Raw genomic sequence first — 17,363 nt, 5'->3', positions numbered from 1 at the left:
CCGGCACGTAAAAAGCCGCTGAGCGATCAGCGGCTTTTTTTATTATCAGAACGAATACCTTAACCCCAGGCGGATACGGTACTGCTCGCGGTTGTAATCATTCCATCTGTCCAGCCACTGGAGCTCGAGATAGGGCAGCCAGTTTTTATCGATTTTATAGCTAAATTTGTGAGTGATTTCCCAGTGATGGTCTCTGCCATTTTTGCTGTGGTAATCGTTCACGCGCTGGAAAAAATGCGGTTCAAAGGTATAGAAAAACGCATCCGTGACCTTGAAATTCCAGTAGTTAGCGAATTCGTGGGTGTCGTTTTTATCCATCTGGCCGTTGTAGTCCGGCGTATCGTAATTGTTGTGGTTATAGCGATAACGGAAGGTCAGGTTAAACCAGTCGAGAAATTTATAATTGGTATCCAGATAGATAGCGCCTCCGGACCCGGCGCTGCTGTCATTCAGTAAACCGCCAGGCTGAAAGGTGAGTTTATCGGTCGGTCTAAAAAGCGGATACCACCCTTCAATTTCGTTATAGCTGTGCTTAAGCTCGTCCCATTTGCCCACGTTATAGGCGTTAGTGAACATCAGCCCCGCGCCCTTATCGAAGTTATAGCCGGCACGCAGGATCACTTCGTGCAGTTCAGAGGCCGTATTATAGGCTTCGCGCGTTTCGACATAGGCGCCGGCAACTGCCGAGCAGGACACAGACGACACAACCAGTGCAGTAACGATTCTTTTCATAATCAGTCCATGTATGAGGTACAGAAAGGCCCCCCTCCTGTTACACAGGAAGGGAATCAGGGCCGGATTTATTGTTATAAAGTGACTGCTGACGCTTTATTGTTGGTGGTTAACTCAGGGGGTTTTGCGGGTTGTTTTTTCCGTTTTCCAATCTCCTCAATAATAAAGGCGAAGCGTGCTTCGTTGAGTTTATAAAAGAGTCCCATGGTTATCGCGGCAACGATCGCCAGGCCGCACGGCCAGAGAAAAATTAGCTGACGGAGCCCCAGTAGCGTGCCCGTACTCTGCACGGCGTGTGGAATGTAGCCAATCTGCGTCAACATAATGCCCGGCAGGAAACCGGCGAGGGCGGCGGAGATTTTGCGTGAGAAGGTATAACCGGTATAAACCGATCCTTCGGCGCGAATGCCTGTTTTCCACTCGCCATAATCAACGGTATCGGGCACCAGCGCCCAGTTGAGGCTGTTTACGAATGCCGTACCGAAAAAGGCCATGCAGGAAAAGAGCACAAAGAGCAGGGAGCTGGTTCCCCAGAGGAAGTTCATCACGTCGCCCACGGCCCACAGCGTCAGCCCGCCAAGGTAGACCGGCTTCTTGCCGAAGCGCTTAACCGCGCCCGGCACCAGAAACACGCCAACCAGAATGCAGCCCATACTGAAAAAACCCATCCACGACAGCAGATGCAGATCGTTTAGCACGTACTGGGTGTAATAGACCTGAATCGCCAGTTTGATATTAAACGCGGCGAGGGTGCAAAGGTTGGCGATACACAACACCAGCAACGGCGGGTTGCGGAAAATGGCACAGAAGGATTTCAGGATGCCAGGCTTATGATGATCGGGCGTAACCTCCACATAGCGCTCTTTCACACCGCTGTAGCACCACCACATGCAGAACAGACCGCCGGTGACGAACACCAGTGCGGCCACCAGATAGCCGAGGGAGGGCTGGCTGACAAACAGCGCCTGGATTGGCATAAACCCTACGGTGCAGAGCAATAACCCAACCGTTGCGCCGCCCTGGCGCCAGGCCGCAAGCTGCGCCCGCTCGTTCGGATTTTTAGTGATGGCGGGAACCATCGCGCCGTAAGAGCAGTTCATCAGGCTATAACAGAGGCCAAACATCATGAAGAGCAGGGTGGCGATAGCGGTTTTCACCGTCAGGCTAAAATCGGTGGCCACAAACTGCGCCGTGGCCACCAGGGCAACCGGCACCGAGGCATAAAGAATAAACGGCCTGAATTTGCCTCTGGCACCGATGTTACGCCGCGAATCCAGCAACACACCGGTCAGCATGTCGGTGAATGCGGTAAAGAACTTCGCCACCAGGAAAATAATGCCGCCATAAAAAGCGGGCATGCCCAGTTCATCAGTATAAAACTTCAGCAGATACAGCGTGCCAATACAGAGCATCAGGTTAGAGCCAAAATCGCCCATCCCGTAGGCGCACTTTTCGCGCAGGCTCAGCTTCAGGGTTAACGGATCACTCTTGTGTGTCATGGTCGATCCTCACAGCGCCCCGCAGGGCGCTCTCTCAAGTCAGTTATGCTGTACGTTTGCGCAGTTCAATTTCTTCCACGATGCGCACATACATCTTCTCGTTGAGGTTGTAGAAACAGCCCATCGCCACGATGGTGATGACGGCCAGCAGACTGGGGTAGATAAATATCAGCTGCCGCAGCCCTTCAACCGTTCCGGCGGATTGCACCACGTTTGGCACATAGCCGATTTGCGTGAGCATGATGCCGGGGAAGAAGCCGGCCAGCGCCTGTGAGACCTTCCGGAAGAAGGTAAAGCCGGTATAGATCGTCCCTTCGGATCGCACGCCGGTGCGCCATTCGCCGTACTCCACGGTATCGGACACCAGCGCCCAGTTGAGGCTGTTCACGAAGGCTGAGCCGAAGAAGGCCAGACAGGAGAACGCCACAAAGCTCACCGAACCACCGCCAAAGAAGTAGTTGAGCAGGTCGCCTGCCACCCAAATCAGCAGACCGCTGATATAGACCTTTTTCTTGCCGAAGCGACGCACCGCGCTGGGCATCATAAAGACGCCGATAAAAATGCAGCCCATGCTGAAAAAACCCATGTAGGACAACAGAATAGGGTCGTTCAGCACGTACTGCGTGTAGTAAACCTGAATGGCGAGCTTGACGTTAAAGGCCCCCAGCGTGCACAGGTTGGCGATGCAGAGAATAAACAGCGGTCGGTTACCGGCGATGGCGCGAAACGACTGCAGCAGGCCGGGCTTCTGGGCTGGATTGGCGGGCTGCATCTCAACGTAACGCTCGGTCACGCCCTTATAGCACCACCACATAAAGAACAGCCCGAACAGCGAGAAGAGGGTCGCGGCAAAGATATACCCAAGCTGGTCATTGCCTTCAATCAGGTTCATTACCGGCACAAACCCGACGGTACAGAGCAGCAGGCCAAGCGTGGCGCCACCCTGACGCCAGGCGGCCAGCGAAGCGCGCTCGTCCGGGTTTTTGGTAATGGCCGGCACCATCGCACCGTAGGAGCAGTTCATCATGCTGAAGAACAGGCCGTAAAGCATGAACAGCACGGTCGCCATCACTGTTTTGCCGGTGATTTCAAACGGCGTGCCGACAAAGTTTGCGATGGCCAGTAACGTCACCGGGAACGCCGCATACAGCACGAACGGGCGGAATTTGCCCTTAGGACCGATCTTGCGTCGGGAATCGAGCATGATACCCGTGCCCATATCGGTGAAGGCGGTGAAGAACTTGGCAATCAGGAAGATGATCCCGCCGTAGGTACCAGGCAGGCCAAGAACGTCGGTGTAGAACTTCAGCAGATACAACGTGCCGATATCCAGAAGGATGTTAGAGCCGAGATCGCCCATCCCGTAGGCGAGTTTCTCTTTAAACGGCAGGCGTAGCGTTGCCGGATCGGAAGCGTGTTGACGCATTATTGTTCTCCATCTGCCCGCAGGTTTCCCTGCGGGCGAGCCTTATCAGATATGACGTAAGGTGCTAAACAGGTCTGCCCATTCGCTTTGCTGGCGATAAAACACCGGCGGTTTGCCGAGCGGAGCGTCAACGGTGATGTCACCGCCCTCATGCGTTTCACCCGTCCAGGCATTCACCCAGGTGTCCTCAGGCAAATAGAGCGTCCAGTCACGACGGCCTTCTTCATGGACCGGTGCCACCAGCAGATCGCGGCCAAACAGATACTGGTATTTCAGCGTGTAGCTGCGCGCATCGTTTTCGTAATGCAGGAACAGCGGACGCATCACCGGCAGGCCGCTTTTCGCGTTCTGCGCAACGGCGGCTTTGATGTAGGGCTTCAGGGTAGTGAAGACGGTCGTCATACGCGCAAAGTGGGCGATGGTTTCGCCGTCGCCATCAAACTGCCAGTTATCGCCAGGGCGGTTGCCCTCGTGGGTACGCATCATCGGTGTGAAGGCGCTGAAGTCGCACCAGCGCAGCAGCAGCTCTTTGCTGCGTTTCATCTCAAACAGCGTGGTATAACCGCCGATGTCGCTGTGATGCAGCCCGTGCCCGGTCATTGCCAGTGAGAGTGCCGCAGGAACCACTGACGCCAGACCGTCGTCCAGGCTCCAGTCGACGTTCTGATCGCCGGCCCACATCATCACCGAGTGTTTCTGGCTGCCGGTATAACCCGCGCGCATAAAGAACAGGATCTCGCCGAGCTTGCCGGTCTCTTCCAGCGCCTCGTAGTTACATTTCGCCCATAGCGCAGGCCAGGCGTTGTGCATGATTTCCGCGCTCACGCCGTTGTGCAGGAAGGTATCAGTCGGCAAATATTCACCAAAATCAGCCATCCAGCCGCCACAGCCCAGTTCTATCAGGTTCTTTTTGATGATCTCTTTGTACCAGTCGTAGGCTTCCGGATTCGTCAGGTCGATAACGCCCGCATAGAACTCGCCGAACTCGACGTGATAGTCCTGACCGTCGGCGTTTTTGGTCAGATAACCGCGTTTCGCCGCCTCTTCACAGAGGTCTCTGTCGCTCGCCACGTAAGGGTTGATATAGGAGAGGAACTGCACGCCTTCCTGCTTCCACTGCGGGATACGTGTATCCAGCTGCGGATACAGATCGCTGTTCCACTTCCAGTTCCACATCACGCGTTTGCCAAAGGAGGTCATCCGGATGCCGGACCAGTCCTGCGCCCAGATACCGTTCACCTTCACACCGCCGTTGCGCATGGTGTCGAGCTTTTGCTGGCACACGTCGGTGCCGCCCTGAACGCCCAGCGTTACCCCGTCGTAAACCCAGTCCGGCAGTTCGGGCTGACGGCCCAGTAACCCGGTCAGTTTTTCCAGCAGATCGACATACGTTTGCGCACATTCGAAGCGCAGCGTGGCGTTATCTTCCCAGAAGGCCAGCTCGTGGAACCCCGGCGCGCTGAAGTCGAAATTCATATAACAGCTGTTATCCACGTGGCAGTAGTACTTCTGGGTGCTCACAAAGGTGGGTTGCGGGAAGAAGGTCCAGTAGTAATCGCCGCCCGCGTTCTCTTTGCAGTCTGCCTGCCAGGTGACGTAGGTCTGCTTATTACGGCCCACGCCCTGCTCGCTGGTCCACAACGGGAACGGCTTGCCGCGCAGGTCGAAGTAGGAGAACTGCTCTCCGCAACCATAGATATGATCCTCGGGCTGGGCCGCCAGCCGCAGCCAGATGCGGTTATGGCTGGTGGCATCATTTTTGAGTTTCAGCTCCAGGCGTCCTTCGGCATCCATACCCACCAGTAGCGTGGCGCTGACGGCGTCACCCCGGGTAAAGCGAATCGCCCAGCCCGCATTTTGCGGCGCGACGGTGGCCTCGGTCAGGGCAATTTTTTCGTTGAGTTTGTCTTTGATGCTGAAGTTGCCGCGAAACATCTCGATATCGGCTTCACCCGCACCGATCCACAGGCACGGGGTGTCGGCGGTGTGGGACAGAATCAGACGATCCTGCCAGCTCAGGGTGAAACCATGTTCACTGCTTTTAAGAATAATATTGTGTAGGGTACGCATAAGATCTCCGTTTTTATTATTTGGCCTGGCTATCCAGTAATCCGGCGGCAACGGCCGGGGCTAACCCTGGCGCCAGCGGTAAGCGAGGGATCACCAGGCAATGCAGCAGATGATAAATATCCTGCTTGCCGTCCCAGACTTTGGTGGTCACTTCGTTATGGATATCCAGCTCCTGCCACCATGAACCGTTCTCGTAGTCGATCAGGTATTTGATGCAGTAATCCCACCATTTCTGATACCAGGCTTCGTACTGCGCCTCGCCGGTGACGGTATAGAGCGCATAGGCCGTTCCCATCGCTTCGACAATCGGCCAGCGCACGCGCTCGCGAACGATGGGTTTACCATCCCAGCCAACGGAATAGACAAAACCGTCGGCACCATCGGGTGCCCAGGCGTCGCGGATTGTGGCGTGGAACAAGCCTTTTGCATCTTCCAGCAGCCATGCGGGGGGTGTTTCAAAACGCGCTTCCAGCGCAGCGCGCAGGTGCAGCATCAGGCGGCCCCACTCGATCCAGTGGCCTGGCGTACCGCCGTAGGCGCGAAAACGGTGAGCGGGGTTATCAATGTTGTAATCGCGGATGGGGTTCCATTGCGTATCGAAATGCTCATTAACCCGGTACTCGCCCTTACGTGCCACGTCGTGAATGATCACCGAAGCAATGCGCAGGGCGCGGTCGAGCCATTTACGGTCATGCGTCACGTCATACACAATCAGGAAGGCTTCGACAGCGTGCATATTGGCGTTGCCGCCACGGTACTCTTCGGTTTTGCTGAAGGCCTCATCCCAGGATTCCAGGCACATCTGTTCCTGTTCGCTCCAGAAATAACGCTCAATCACCTCGATGGCATCGTCCAGTAACTTGCGAGCCTGTGGATGGCCCGTGGTGACGGCGCTGGCCGCGCCCAGCAAAACAAAGAAGTGCTGATAGCCCTGCTTGGAGGCATCCATAACGCCTTCATCGTTAATACAGGCGTACCAGCCGCCATATTGCCGGTCACGCAGCGGACCATTCAGGGCGTTGATGCCATGCTCCACCAGGGCATATGCGCCGGGACGCCCCATGTTTGCCGCCACGGCATAAACGTGCAGCATACGGGCGGTGATCCACAGATGCGTGCCCATATCGCTGCGCACCTGACCGTTATTGCCCAGCCAGCCAAAGCCGGTCGGCACGGCGGCGTTTTTACCGAAATCGAGAATGCGGTCAGTCTCTTGTTCAAGCCAGCGGTTATGGCTCAGGGTGTTAAACCATTTCATGTTCGGGTCCTTTCTTAACGGCGAGCCATCATTTCGTCGACGATCTCACCCAAACGCTGCAGTTTCGGCACAGAAATATCACGGAGCATCAGTTCCGTGTCCGGCAGGCCAATCACTGATGACCAGACGGCGCGGCCGGCTAAAAAGCCGGATGCGCCCGCCTGCATCGCAACACTCACCGCCCTTGGGAACAACTTATCGTCCACGCCGGATGAGAGGATCACCCACGGCATGGCGATGTTCTCGTTCAGTTTTTGCGAGGCAGTCAGCAATTCCTGCTGAGAGCCTTTGCCGAACAGGGGCATCTCCACTTTGTAAAGGTCAGCTCCGCTGTCTCCCAGCTCTTTTGCCGCGTCGATAATGGCCTGTTCACGATTAAACGTCGCGCCGCGACGCGGCGGGCGGACTACCGGCTCAATAATGCTAAGTAGTCCATTGTCATGGCACAGCTGATTGAACGCCTTCACCATCTCCAGACGCTGCTGCGGATCTTCGTCGCTACGCCACAGCACCAGTAGCTTCAGCGCTTTACCGCCATCGCGCCTGACCGCCTGAGCATCAACGTTTTTATCGATGACGACGCTGTCAACGGGGATCCCGTTCCCCGGAATAAATTCGTCTGCTGCCACAATCATCGCGCAGCTTTTGGCAACGGCCTGTTGCTCAACGATCTGCTGGTAGCAAAACTGCTGATCGACAAGAATGGCGGAGGCATACGGCGACAGAATTTTGGCCGCGTTGACCTTAAAGTCGGTGAGATGCCGATCGGTGACCGGCACCGGAGCGCCCGCCGCAGCAAACATCAGGCGCATCGCTTCGCGCTGGTCAACGGCCAGCATTGCAAAACCGCCGGAAGGTCGGGTGATATCTTTCAGGGTGTACATCGTCATTCCTCAGTCCTTTCGTATCAGTGTGTTTTTTTCAGCCCGGCGGATGCGCGAACCTGTTCAAGAATGGCTGTCCAGTCTTCGCGCCCGCGTCCGGCGGCCCGCGCCTGGTTGTAGACTTCACGGGAGGCGGCGCCCAGCGGCATCGGGACGTGGAGCTGGTTTGCCACGTCCAGCGCGATCCCCAGATCTTTATGCGCGAGGTCGATCATAAAGGCCGGTGTAAGATCGCCTTTGAGCACCTTGTTAGGCCATGAGGTGGTGAAGTGGCCTTTTCCTGCTGGCGTACCGCTCATGACGCTGAGCGCCACATCGAAAGAGAGGCCGAGGGCTTCACACAGCACGGCGGCTTCAGCGGACAGCGCGTTCAGGGCAATGCTCATGTAGTTATTAATAAGCTTCACGCGGATACCCATGCCTGGCCCACCTGCGTTTATCAGTTCATTGCCCATCGCCATCAACACCGGCGTGGCTCGTTCAACCTGCTGCGCGGTACCGCCAGCCAGAAGGAGTAATGTTCCGGCGACGGCATGGTCCGATGTGCGTCCGACAGGCACATCCATCATGCTGAAACCACGTTCAGCCATGTCGCGGATCAGGGCATCGGTCTGTAGCGGGTGAATAGTGGACATATCAATGACCAGCGCTTCGCGGGATAACCCTTCGCAGACGCCATGCTCACCAAACAAGACTGTGCGAACCAGGTCTCCGTTTGGCAGCATGGTGATGACAAATTCGGCCTCCTTTACTGCCTGTGCAGGCGTGGCTGCAGCCAGGGCTCCACGCGCCACCAGGGCCTGTATCGCCTGCGGGTTTACATCAAAAACGTGAAGCTGGTGGCCCTGTTTAAGCAGATTCGTTGCCATAGGCGCACCCATCTGTCCTAACCCGATAAAGGCAATTGCTGACATGCTTCTCTCCTGTCACATCGTGTCAATTATTGAGCGTTTGTGTTGTCTGTTTTTGATCGTATTTGTAATTTATAGTCAAAAAATTGACAGGGGTCACTTTTTAAACATTTCGTGAAATTAAAATGAGAGCATCAGAAAACGCAGAAGGAATCACCATGACTCGCATCGTTTGTGTCGGCATTACCGTGCTGGATCGCATCTGGTATCTCGATGATTTACCGAAAGAAGGTGGCAAATATGTCGCAAAAGACTATACGGAGGTGGGCGGCGGTCCTGCGGCGACTGCGGCGGTGGCGGCAGCGAAACTGGGGGCTGAGGTGGATTTTATTGGCCGGGTGGGTGATGACGATACCGGCAGAAGACTGCTCGCGGAGCTGGAGTCCCTGAGGGTAAACACGCGCTATACGCGGATGGTGAAAGGAGCCCGTTCATCGCAATCGGCCGTGCTGGTGGATGGTCACGGGGAGCGTGTCATTGCTAACTACCCCAGCCCCGATCTCCCGGCTACGGCGGCATGGCTGCAGGATATCGACTTTTCGCAATGGGATATCGTATTAGCCGACGTGCGCTGGCACGAAGGGGCTAAACAGGCGTTCACCCTTGCCCGCCAGCAGGGCGTCAGTACGCTGCTTGATGCCGATGTCACCCCGCAGGATATTGCTGAGCTGGTCGCCTTAAGCGATCACGCGGCCTTCTCCGCGCCGGGTTTGCGGCGTTTAAGCCAGCTGGACGACACGGAAAACGCGCTGAGAAAAGCACAAACGCTCACAAATGGACATGTCTACGTCACGCAAGGGCGTGAAGGGTGTTACTGGCTGGAGCAGGGCGCGCTTCGTCATCAGCCGGGATTTGCGGTCGACGTGGTGGATACCACAGGTGCAGGGGATGTCTTTCACGGCGCGCTGGCGGTGAGTCTGGCGCAGCAGGGGGCGTCACCAGACGCGGTACGTTTCGCGAGTGCGGTTGCGGCACTGAAATGTACCCGGCCCGGAGGACGGGCGGGTATACCTGACTGTGATCAAACCCGCTCTTTTTTGTCACTTTTTGTATAAAATGCGGGGCGTGATGGTTTTCAGAGGACAGCCCATGAGCCTTACCGAACTGACCGGCAACCCGCGGCACGATCAACTGCTTACGTTGATTGCTGACCGCGGCTATATGAACATTGATGAACTGGCGCAACTGCTGGACGTCTCAACGCAAACCGTGCGCCGGGATATCCGCAAGCTGAGTGAGCAGGGGCTGATCACGCGTCATCATGGCGGCGCGGGCAGGGCATCCAGCGTGGTGAACACCGCGTTTGAGCAACGTGAAGTCTCCTTGACCGAAGAGAAGCGGGCCATTGCCGAAGCGATTGCTGACTACATTCCCGATGGTTCAACCATCTTCATTACTATCGGGACGACGGTGGAGCACGTTGCCCGGGCGCTGCTCAACCATAATCATCTGCGCATCATCACCAACAGTCTGCGGGTGGCGCATATTCTGTATAAGAACCCGCGCTTTGAAGTGATGGTGCCAGGCGGTACGCTGCGTCCGCATAACGGAGGCATTATCGGGCCTGCGGCGACGGCGTTCGTGTCAGGCTTCCGTGCCGATTACCTGGTGACCAGCGTCGGAGCAATTGAACACGACGGCGCGATGATGGAGTTTGACGTTAATGAAGCCAGCGTGGTGAAAACCATGATGGCCCACGCGCGACATATTTTACTGGCGGCCGATCATACGAAATACCACGCCTCTGCTGCCGTTGAAATTGGTAACGTGTCGCAGGCAACCGCGCTCTTCACCGATGAGCTACCGGGATCTGCGCTGCACAATCATCTCAAATCCAGCAAGGTTGAAGTCGTTGAGGTGAATTCAGGCGACGAACAGCAGGCAGGCTAACCCTTCTTAATGGCCCGATATTCAGGCTCGGGCCTTTCCTTTCTGTAAGCTGAATCTGGCGCATAGCCAAACCTTATCTTTCCCGCTACAGTTACTTTTCCACGGCGAGCAGGAGATAAAAAATGCTTTATATCTTTGACTTAGGAAATGTAATCGTCGATATCGATTTTAATCGGGTGCTGGGCGCATGGAGCGACTTTAGCCGTGTCCCGCTGGCGACGTTAAAGCAGAGTTTCGCCATGGGCGAGACCTTCCATCAGCACGAGCGGGGCGAAATTAGCGATGAAGAATTTGCTGAACGTCTGTGTCATGAAATGGATGTGCCGTTAAGTTACGAGCAGTTTTCCCATGGCTGGCAGGCAGTGTTCGTCGCGATCCGCCCTGACGTGATCGCCATTATGCATAAACTCCGCGAGCAGGGGCATCGGGTTGTGGTGCTGTCGAATACTAACCGTCTGCATACCACGTTCTGGCCTGACGAGTATCCTGAGGTGCAGGCGGCGGCCGATAAAATCTACCTCTCCCAGGAGATGGGGATGCGTAAACCCGAAGCGCGTATCTATCAGGCGGTTCTGCAGGCGGAAGGATTCACCGCGGCCGATGCGGTCTTTTTCGACGACAATGCCGATAATATAGAGGGAGCTAACCAGTTGGGTATCACGTCAATTCTGGTGACCGGAAAGGAGACGATACCAAACTATTTTGCGAAGCAGTTATGCTAAAAACCGTTCATCAAAAAGCCACGCATCATACTCGTCCGCTCAGGGCGTGGCTGAAACTGCTCTGGCATCGCATTGATGAGGACAACATGACCACGCTGGCGGGTAACCTCGCCTACGTGTCACTGCTCTCGCTTGTGCCGCTGGTGGCCGTCATTTTTGCGCTATTTTCCGCTTTTCCGATGTTTGCAGATGTCAGCCTGCAGCTTCGCCACTTTGTCTTTGCGAATTTTATTCCCGCCACCGGGGACGTCATACAGAACTACATTGAACAGTTTGTCGCTAACTCCAGCAAAATGACGGCGGTCGGGGCGTGTGGCCTGATCGTCACGGCGCTGTTATTGATGTACGCCATAGATAACGCGCTGAATGCCATCTGGCGGAGTAAAAAGGCGCGGCCCAAGGTTTATTCCTTTGCGGTGTACTGGATGATCTTAACGCTGGGGCCCTTGCTGGCCGGTGCGAGTCTGGCTATCAGTTCGTATCTGCTTTCGCTGCGCTGGGCCAGCGATCTCAACGGCGTTATCGATAACCTGTTGCGTATCTTCCCGCTGATTTTATCGTGGCTCTCTTTCTGGCTGCTTTACAGCGTGGTACCGACCACGCGCGTGCCTAACCGCGATGCGGTCGTGGGCGCGCTGGTCGCGGCATTGCTCTTTGAACTGGGCAAAAAAGGGTTTGCCCTTTACATCACCATGTTCCCGTCTTATCAGCTGATTTACGGCGTGCTGGCGGTGATCCCCATTTTATTTGTCTGGGTCTACTGGACCTGGTGTATCGTCTTGCTTGGTGCCGAAATAACTGTCACTCTCGGCGTATACCGCGAACTTAAAAAAGCAGCAGAAGCTGAAAAACAACAAGAAGCAGACCAACCATGATTGCATTGATACAGCGCGTAACCCGTGCCAGCGTCACCGTGGAGGGAGAGGTGACGGGTGAAATTGGCCCAGGACTTTTAGTGTTGTTAGGTGTCGAAAAGGATGATGACGAACAGAAAGCCAACCGCTTGTGCGAGCGCGTGCTGGGCTACCGCATTTTCAGCGATGCGGAAGGTAAGATGAACCTGAACGTTCAGCAGGCGGGTGGCAGCGTGCTGGTGGTCTCCCAGTTTACGCTGGCGGCCGATACCGAGCGCGGCATGCGCCCGGGTTTCTCTAAAGGTGCCGCACCGGATCGTGCAGAAGCCCTTTACGAGTACTTTGTGGCGCGTTGTCGTCAACAGGACATGAATACGCAAACCGGACGATTCGCTGCAGATATGCAGGTATCGCTGGTGAACGATGGCCCCGTCACATTCTGGCTCCAGGTATGAGCCAACTGGCGGCGTGGCCGCGGGTAACAAGAGAGAGTACAGCTATGTATCACCTTCGAGTACCGCAAACGGAAGAAGAGTTAGAAGCCTATTACCAGTTCCGCTGGGAAATGTTACGCAAGCCATTACATCAGCCAAAAGGGTCTGAGCGCGACGCCTGGGATGCGATGGCCCATCACCAGATGGTGATGGACGAAGAGGGTAACCTCGTCGCCGTCGGGCGTTTGTACATCAATGCCGATAACGAAGCTTCAATCCGCTTTATGGCGGTTCATCCTTCCGTGCAGGATAAAGGCCTCGGCACCTTGATGGCGATGACCCTTGAGTCCGTCGCCCGTCAGGAAGGGGTTAAGCGCGTCACCTGTAGCGCCCGCGAAGACGCCGTCGAATTCTTCGCCAAACTCGGTTTTGTTAACCAGGGGGAAATCACCGCCCCGCAAACCACGCCGATTCGTCACTTTTTGATGATCAAACCCATCGCTACGCTGGATGATATTCTCCATCGCGCCGACTGGTGTGGGCAGCTCCAGCAGGCCTGGTATCAGCACATTCCCCTGAGTGAAAAAATGGGCGTGCGTATTCAGCAGTACACCGGGCAAAAATTCATTACCACCATGCCGGAAATCGGCAATCAGAACCCCCATCACACCCTGTTTGCCGGCAGCCTGTTTTCACTCGCCACGCTGACCGGCTGGGGGCTTATCTGGCTGATGCTCCGCGAACGCCATCTTGGCGGCACCATTATTCTGGCCGATGCCCATATTCGTTACAGCGCGCCGATCAGTGGTAAGCCGAGCGCCGTTGCCGATTTGGGCGCACTTGGGGGCGATCTCGACCGCCTGGCGCGCGGGCGTAAAGCGCGCGTACAGATGCGCGTTGAGCTGTTCGGCGATGAAACGCCGGGTGCTGTCTTTGAAGGTACCTACATCGTTCTTCCTGCGAAGCCGTTTGGCGCGTTTGAAGAGGGTGGAAATGAAGAAGAGTAGGTTCCGTCATCCCGGCAGGATTGCCGGGCTAATTCCCCGCGCCGATCCGTCTGGCAATATCCCTTAGAAGATCGCGCGCAGACGGGCTGACCCCGCCAAGCTGGAAAAATCCATGGATAACCCCCAGCCACCGCTGAGCCGTACACGTGACGCCTTGCTCAGTCAGGCGCTGATATAGCGCTTCACCTTCGTCGCAAAGCGGATCAAACTCGGCAGTAATGATGTGCACGGGAGGCAGGCCGCTAAAATCCTTTCGCCAGAGCGGGCTCGCTTCAGGATGCTGGCGTTCCGTGTTGGCCAGATAGAGCTCATATCCGCTCAGCAGCGTATCGCGGGTGATGACGTAATCCGCGCCGTTACGGGTATAACTTTCAAAATAGGCCGTGGCATCCAGCATCGGGTAGATAAGAATGAGCTGCGCAGGCTGCCAGAGTCCGGAAGACGTGAGCCGCAGGGCAGTCACCAGTGCCAGATGGCCTCCTGCGCTGTCCCCGCACAGGGTGATACGGTTTTTATCCACGCCAAACATATCCGCGTATTGCCAGACCAGATGTGCGCCTCTTTCTGCATCATCATGGGCGGCAGGGTAGGTATGTTCAGGAGCAAGTCTGTACTGGATCGCAATGACGCGGCAGTTGCCATAAAACGCTAACTGGCGCAGTTGATTATCGTGAGTATCGAAGCCGCCGCTTATGAAGCATCCCCCGTGGTAGTAGATAACGGTCGGCAGCTTTTCAGCAGCATCTGGCGGAGAGAAGACGCGATATGTGATGCCTTCGAGGTTCAGCGTTTCTACGTCAACGCGCGTTTCTGTCTCACCGGCAAGCGCCGTGCTGGCAATATAGCCTGCTCTCCGGTCATCAATACTTTGGCTACGCGCAGAAGGGCGTCCTGCTGCGATGAACGCCTGAACCAGCGTATCAATCCCTTTTTCGAGTGCCATGTGGGTCCCTTTAATCTGTATGAATATACAGTGTTATAACTCAGTTTGCTGTCGAGTGAAACAGGGAAAATGAGGCTGAAAACGATTCTGGAAAGCGGCTCGCAAAAGTAAACATGGATGTTAAATTTGGCTTTAGTCCTGAATAACGCACGTGTAGTTTGCCTGAACAGTGATGCTGGAAGATATGCGAGAGGAAGGCGAGGATGTTTCAGTCAACCAGATACAGGCCGGGCAAACCAACGTTGCCCGGCACTGTGAGTGGGGATTACTCCCCTTCACCCGGGAACAGGAACGGGTTAATAGAGCTGCGGGCAAAGCCCTCTTGCTCCATTTTGGCGTCCAGAATCAGCGAGGCGAGATCGTCGGCGACGGCTTCGACTTTCGGGTCTTTTTCCTGATAAAGGATCTTCAGGTAGGTACCGCAGTCGCCGCAGCTTTCAGCTTTGACCGCCGCGTCTTCATTTTCCAGCGACCAGTAGTTGAGATCGCGCGTCTGCTCGCAGTTGCTGCATTTAATACGCACCACGTGCCACTCGGTTTCACACAGGTTGCAGTGCAGATAACGCAGCCCCTGAGTGGTACCGATCTGCACCATGCTGGACACCGGCATTGAGCCGCATACCGGGCAGAATTGACGCGCTTCGCCGTATTCGGCGCGGGCTTTACCCGGGATCAGGCTGGCCATTTGCGCCCAGTAAAGCGACAACGCCGCCCAGATGAACGGCGCTTTATCGCTGCTGACCAGGGAGAAATCGGACGCAAACAGCGCGCTCGCCATCTCTTCCAGCTCCTGATCGGAGGCTTTTTCCAGATTCTCAATAACCGCCAGCGCGGTACCGCTCATCTCGGGTTTCAGCTCGGCAATCAGGGAGTGCAGCAGCGTATGCCAGTGCTTATCGCGCGGCAGAACGTGGATATCCAGCGGAGGCTTACCCTGCTCGCTGGCCTCTTTGATGCGCGCGGTCAGGTCAATTTGCAGCGGGTGGTCGTACAGCACCACTTCCTGCGCATGGGCAACCAGCGCGGCAAAACGCAGAAAATCGCCCAGTGGGTTGTTCTCTGCCAGCTCGCGCAGACGCTCTGCGCGGCGGTTATAGAGGTTCTTGAGTCTGGGGAATAACAACGGCGGAATATAATCCGCCGTGCGTTTCTCGCTCGAACCCAGCTCATCTTGCGGGATTATGCGAATACTCATTCAGATGACTTTTCCTGTTTCTGGCGGACCTCTCGGTACCAGCGCGGGTGATGTTTCTTCGCCCACGTACTGGTTACCCAGCCTTCCACCATCGCGGTAATGGTGCCTTTCACCCAGAGGGCGGCGTAAATATGCACCATGATAACCACAATTAACGCCACTGCGGCAAATGAATGCAGCATCAGCGCGAATCGGATCACCGGGATTGAGAAAGCAGGCGCAAAATACGGACGCCAGATGATCACGCCGCTCACCAGCAACAGGACCAGGAAGATAATCGCCGCCCAGAATACGCACTTCTGGCCGAAGTTATAACGCCCGGTATCACCCACTTCCTCGTTGACGACGATCTTACGAATATTCTTCGCCCAAAAGATATCATCCCGATTGATTAGGTTATGGTGCCAGTATCGGAAAAACATGATGATGAACGACGCGAACATGATGACGCCAACAAACGGGTGCAGTATACGCGCCAGTTGTGGTGTCCCCATGATCTGCATCAGCCAGTTGAAGGAGGGGAAGAAGAACCCCAGCCCGCTTATCGCCGCCAGCATGAAGCAGAAGGCGGTGACCCAGTGGTTAATGCGTTCCGGCGCGGTATAGCGCACGATGGTGTCACGTTTTTTCATTTGCGCACCTCGTCTTTCTCTTCATGCAGGTTGTCGTCTTCCTCTTCCGCGCGGTTCGGACCGACACCGACATAGTGGAAGATGCTCGCTGCGAAGGTGGCAGCAAAACCCACCGCTGCCAGCGGTTTCCAGATGCCTTTCCAGAACTTCACGGTCGCGCTGATTTCCGGGTTCTCCGGCAGGCCGTGATACAGATTCGGCTTATCTGCGTGGTGCAGCACATACATCACGTGCGTGCCGCCCACGCCGGCCGGATCGTACAGGCCTGCGTTGTCGTAGCCACGGGTTTTCAGTTCGCCCACGCGTTCAGCCGCCAGCGTTTTCATATCCTCTTTGGAACCAAAGTGGATAGCGCCCGTCGGACAGGTCTTCACGCACGCAGGCTCCTGGCCGACGTTTACACGGTCTACGCACAGCGTGCATTTGTAGACGCGGTTGTCTTCCGGGTTCATGCGAGGGACATCGAACGGGCAGCCCGCTATGCAGTAGCCGCAGCCAATGCACTGCTCGGACTGGAAGTCGACGATACCGTTAGCATACTGAATGATAGCCCCTTCTGACGGACATGCCTTCAGGCAGCCCGGATCCGCACAGTGCATACAGCCGTCTTTGCGGATAAGCCATTCCAGTTTGTCGTTCTGTTCCACTTCCGAGAAACGCATCACCGTCCAGGACTTGGCGGTCAGGTCAGCCGGGTTGTCGTACACCCCGACGTTGTGACCCACTTCATCACGGAGGTCGTTCCACTCAGAACAGGCCACCTGGCAGGCTTTACAGCCGATACAGGTGGTCACGTCGATAAGCTTCGCCACTTCCTGCTGGTGGTCCCGCGCCTGAGGCGCGGGCGTGAAACCGTTAGTCGCGGAACGACGGATAATGTCTTGAGATTGATAAGCCATAAGTCGT

17 protein-coding genes are annotated in these 17,363 nt (G+C 55.8%); 6 read left to right on the top strand and 11 right to left on the bottom strand.

Going from position 1 to position 17,363, the window contains the following annotated elements:
• Positions 1-45: 45 nt before the first annotated feature.
• The 7 genes from ompL to yihU form a co-directional block, all read right to left on the bottom strand.
• Complete coding sequence (gene ompL / locus ACMGG3_RS18115) at positions 46-732, bottom strand: porin OmpL (protein WP_414149355.1); 687 nt, start codon at positions 730-732, stop codon at positions 46-48.
• A gap of 74 nt (positions 733-806) precedes the next feature.
• Positions 807-2,231 (bottom strand): MFS transporter, encoded by a 1,425-nt coding sequence (locus tag ACMGG3_RS18110; RefSeq protein WP_151887105.1) that lies wholly within the window; start codon positions 2,229-2,231, stop codon positions 807-809.
• 43 nt (positions 2,232-2,274) lie between these two features.
• The gene (locus ACMGG3_RS18105) at positions 2,275-3,657 is read right to left on the bottom strand and encodes an MFS transporter (RefSeq protein ID WP_414149354.1); all 1,383 of its coding nucleotides are present in this window, start codon (positions 3,655-3,657) and stop codon (positions 2,275-2,277) included.
• 45 nt (positions 3,658-3,702) lie between these two features.
• Complete coding sequence (locus tag ACMGG3_RS18100) at positions 3,703-5,727, bottom strand: alpha-glucosidase (protein ID WP_414149353.1); 2,025 nt, start codon at positions 5,725-5,727, stop codon at positions 3,703-3,705.
• Positions 5,728-5,743: 16 nt separating this feature from the next.
• Positions 5,744-6,985 (bottom strand): sulfoquinovose isomerase, encoded by a 1,242-nt coding sequence (gene yihS, locus ACMGG3_RS18095; protein ID WP_059306256.1) that lies wholly within the window; start codon positions 6,983-6,985, stop codon positions 5,744-5,746.
• A 14-nt stretch (positions 6,986-6,999) separates the two neighbouring features.
• Positions 7,000-7,875, bottom strand: coding sequence for a sulfofructosephosphate aldolase (yihT, locus tag ACMGG3_RS18090; RefSeq protein ID WP_025202734.1), 876 nt, complete (start codon positions 7,873-7,875; stop codon positions 7,000-7,002).
• A 17-nt stretch (positions 7,876-7,892) separates the two neighbouring features.
• A complete protein-coding gene (gene yihU, locus ACMGG3_RS18085; protein ID WP_414149352.1) occupies positions 7,893-8,783 on the bottom strand; it encodes a sulfolactaldehyde 3-reductase in 891 nt (296 codons plus the stop codon).
• 155 nt (positions 8,784-8,938) lie between these two features.
• Here yihU and ACMGG3_RS18080 point away from each other — a divergent pair, with 155 nt between their 5' ends.
• The 6 genes from ACMGG3_RS18080 to fabY all read left to right on the top strand — a co-directional run bounded on the left by ACMGG3_RS18080 (position 8,939) and on the right by fabY (position 13,687).
• Entirely contained in the window at positions 8,939-9,835 is an 897-nt protein-coding gene (locus ACMGG3_RS18080; RefSeq protein ID WP_414149351.1) for a sugar kinase, read from the top strand.
• Between the two features lie 34 nt (positions 9,836-9,869).
• The gene (locus ACMGG3_RS18075) at positions 9,870-10,670 is read left to right on the top strand and encodes a DeoR/GlpR family DNA-binding transcription regulator (RefSeq protein WP_032679260.1); all 801 of its coding nucleotides are present in this window, start codon (positions 9,870-9,872) and stop codon (positions 10,668-10,670) included.
• A gap of 122 nt (positions 10,671-10,792) precedes the next feature.
• Positions 10,793-11,392 carry a glucose-1-phosphatase gene (gene yihX / locus ACMGG3_RS18070; RefSeq protein WP_014172238.1) on the top strand — a complete coding sequence of 200 codons (600 nt, stop codon included), beginning with the start codon at positions 10,793-10,795 and terminating at the stop codon, positions 11,390-11,392.
• Positions 11,386-12,267: a virulence factor BrkB family protein gene (locus ACMGG3_RS18065; RefSeq protein WP_014172237.1), complete on the top strand. Its 882-nt coding sequence runs from the start codon at positions 11,386-11,388 to the stop codon at positions 12,265-12,267. Before yihX ends, ACMGG3_RS18065 begins: the two co-directional genes overlap by 7 nt.
• Positions 12,264-12,701: a D-aminoacyl-tRNA deacylase gene (dtd, locus tag ACMGG3_RS18060; protein ID WP_020883977.1), complete on the top strand. Its 438-nt coding sequence runs from the start codon at positions 12,264-12,266 to the stop codon at positions 12,699-12,701. The genes ACMGG3_RS18065 and dtd overlap by 4 nt, the downstream gene beginning before the upstream one ends.
• A gap of 44 nt (positions 12,702-12,745) precedes the next feature.
• Complete coding sequence (gene fabY, locus ACMGG3_RS18055; protein ID WP_020883976.1) at positions 12,746-13,687, top strand: fatty acid biosynthesis protein FabY; 942 nt, start codon at positions 12,746-12,748, stop codon at positions 13,685-13,687.
• A 28-nt stretch (positions 13,688-13,715) separates the two neighbouring features.
• Here the strand turns inward: fabY and ACMGG3_RS18050 are convergent, their stop codons facing one another.
• From ACMGG3_RS18050 to fdxH, 4 genes are all read right to left on the bottom strand, one after another.
• Positions 13,716-14,630, bottom strand: a complete 915-nt coding sequence (locus tag ACMGG3_RS18050; RefSeq protein ID WP_073397756.1) for an alpha/beta hydrolase — start codon at positions 14,628-14,630, stop codon at positions 13,716-13,718.
• A gap of 265 nt (positions 14,631-14,895) precedes the next feature.
• Positions 14,896-15,825, bottom strand: coding sequence for a formate dehydrogenase accessory protein FdhE (fdhE, locus tag ACMGG3_RS18045; protein ID WP_014172233.1), 930 nt, complete (start codon positions 15,823-15,825; stop codon positions 14,896-14,898).
• Positions 15,822-16,457: a formate dehydrogenase cytochrome b556 subunit gene (gene fdoI, locus ACMGG3_RS18040; protein ID WP_014172232.1), complete on the bottom strand. Its 636-nt coding sequence runs from the start codon at positions 16,455-16,457 to the stop codon at positions 15,822-15,824. The genes fdhE and fdoI overlap by 4 nt, the downstream gene beginning before the upstream one ends.
• Positions 16,454-17,356: a formate dehydrogenase subunit beta gene (fdxH, locus tag ACMGG3_RS18035; protein ID WP_014172231.1), complete on the bottom strand. Its 903-nt coding sequence runs from the start codon at positions 17,354-17,356 to the stop codon at positions 16,454-16,456. Before fdxH ends, fdoI begins: the two co-directional genes overlap by 4 nt.
• Positions 17,357-17,363: the final 7 nt, after the last annotated feature.

This window comes from Enterobacter sp. BNK-18 (genome assembly GCF_047456135.1).
Lineage (GTDB): Bacteria > Pseudomonadota > Gammaproteobacteria > Enterobacterales > Enterobacteriaceae > Enterobacter > Enterobacter ludwigii.
The sequence above is the reverse complement of the archived record's forward strand: the minus strand, read 5'-3'. Positions and strand labels throughout refer to the sequence as shown.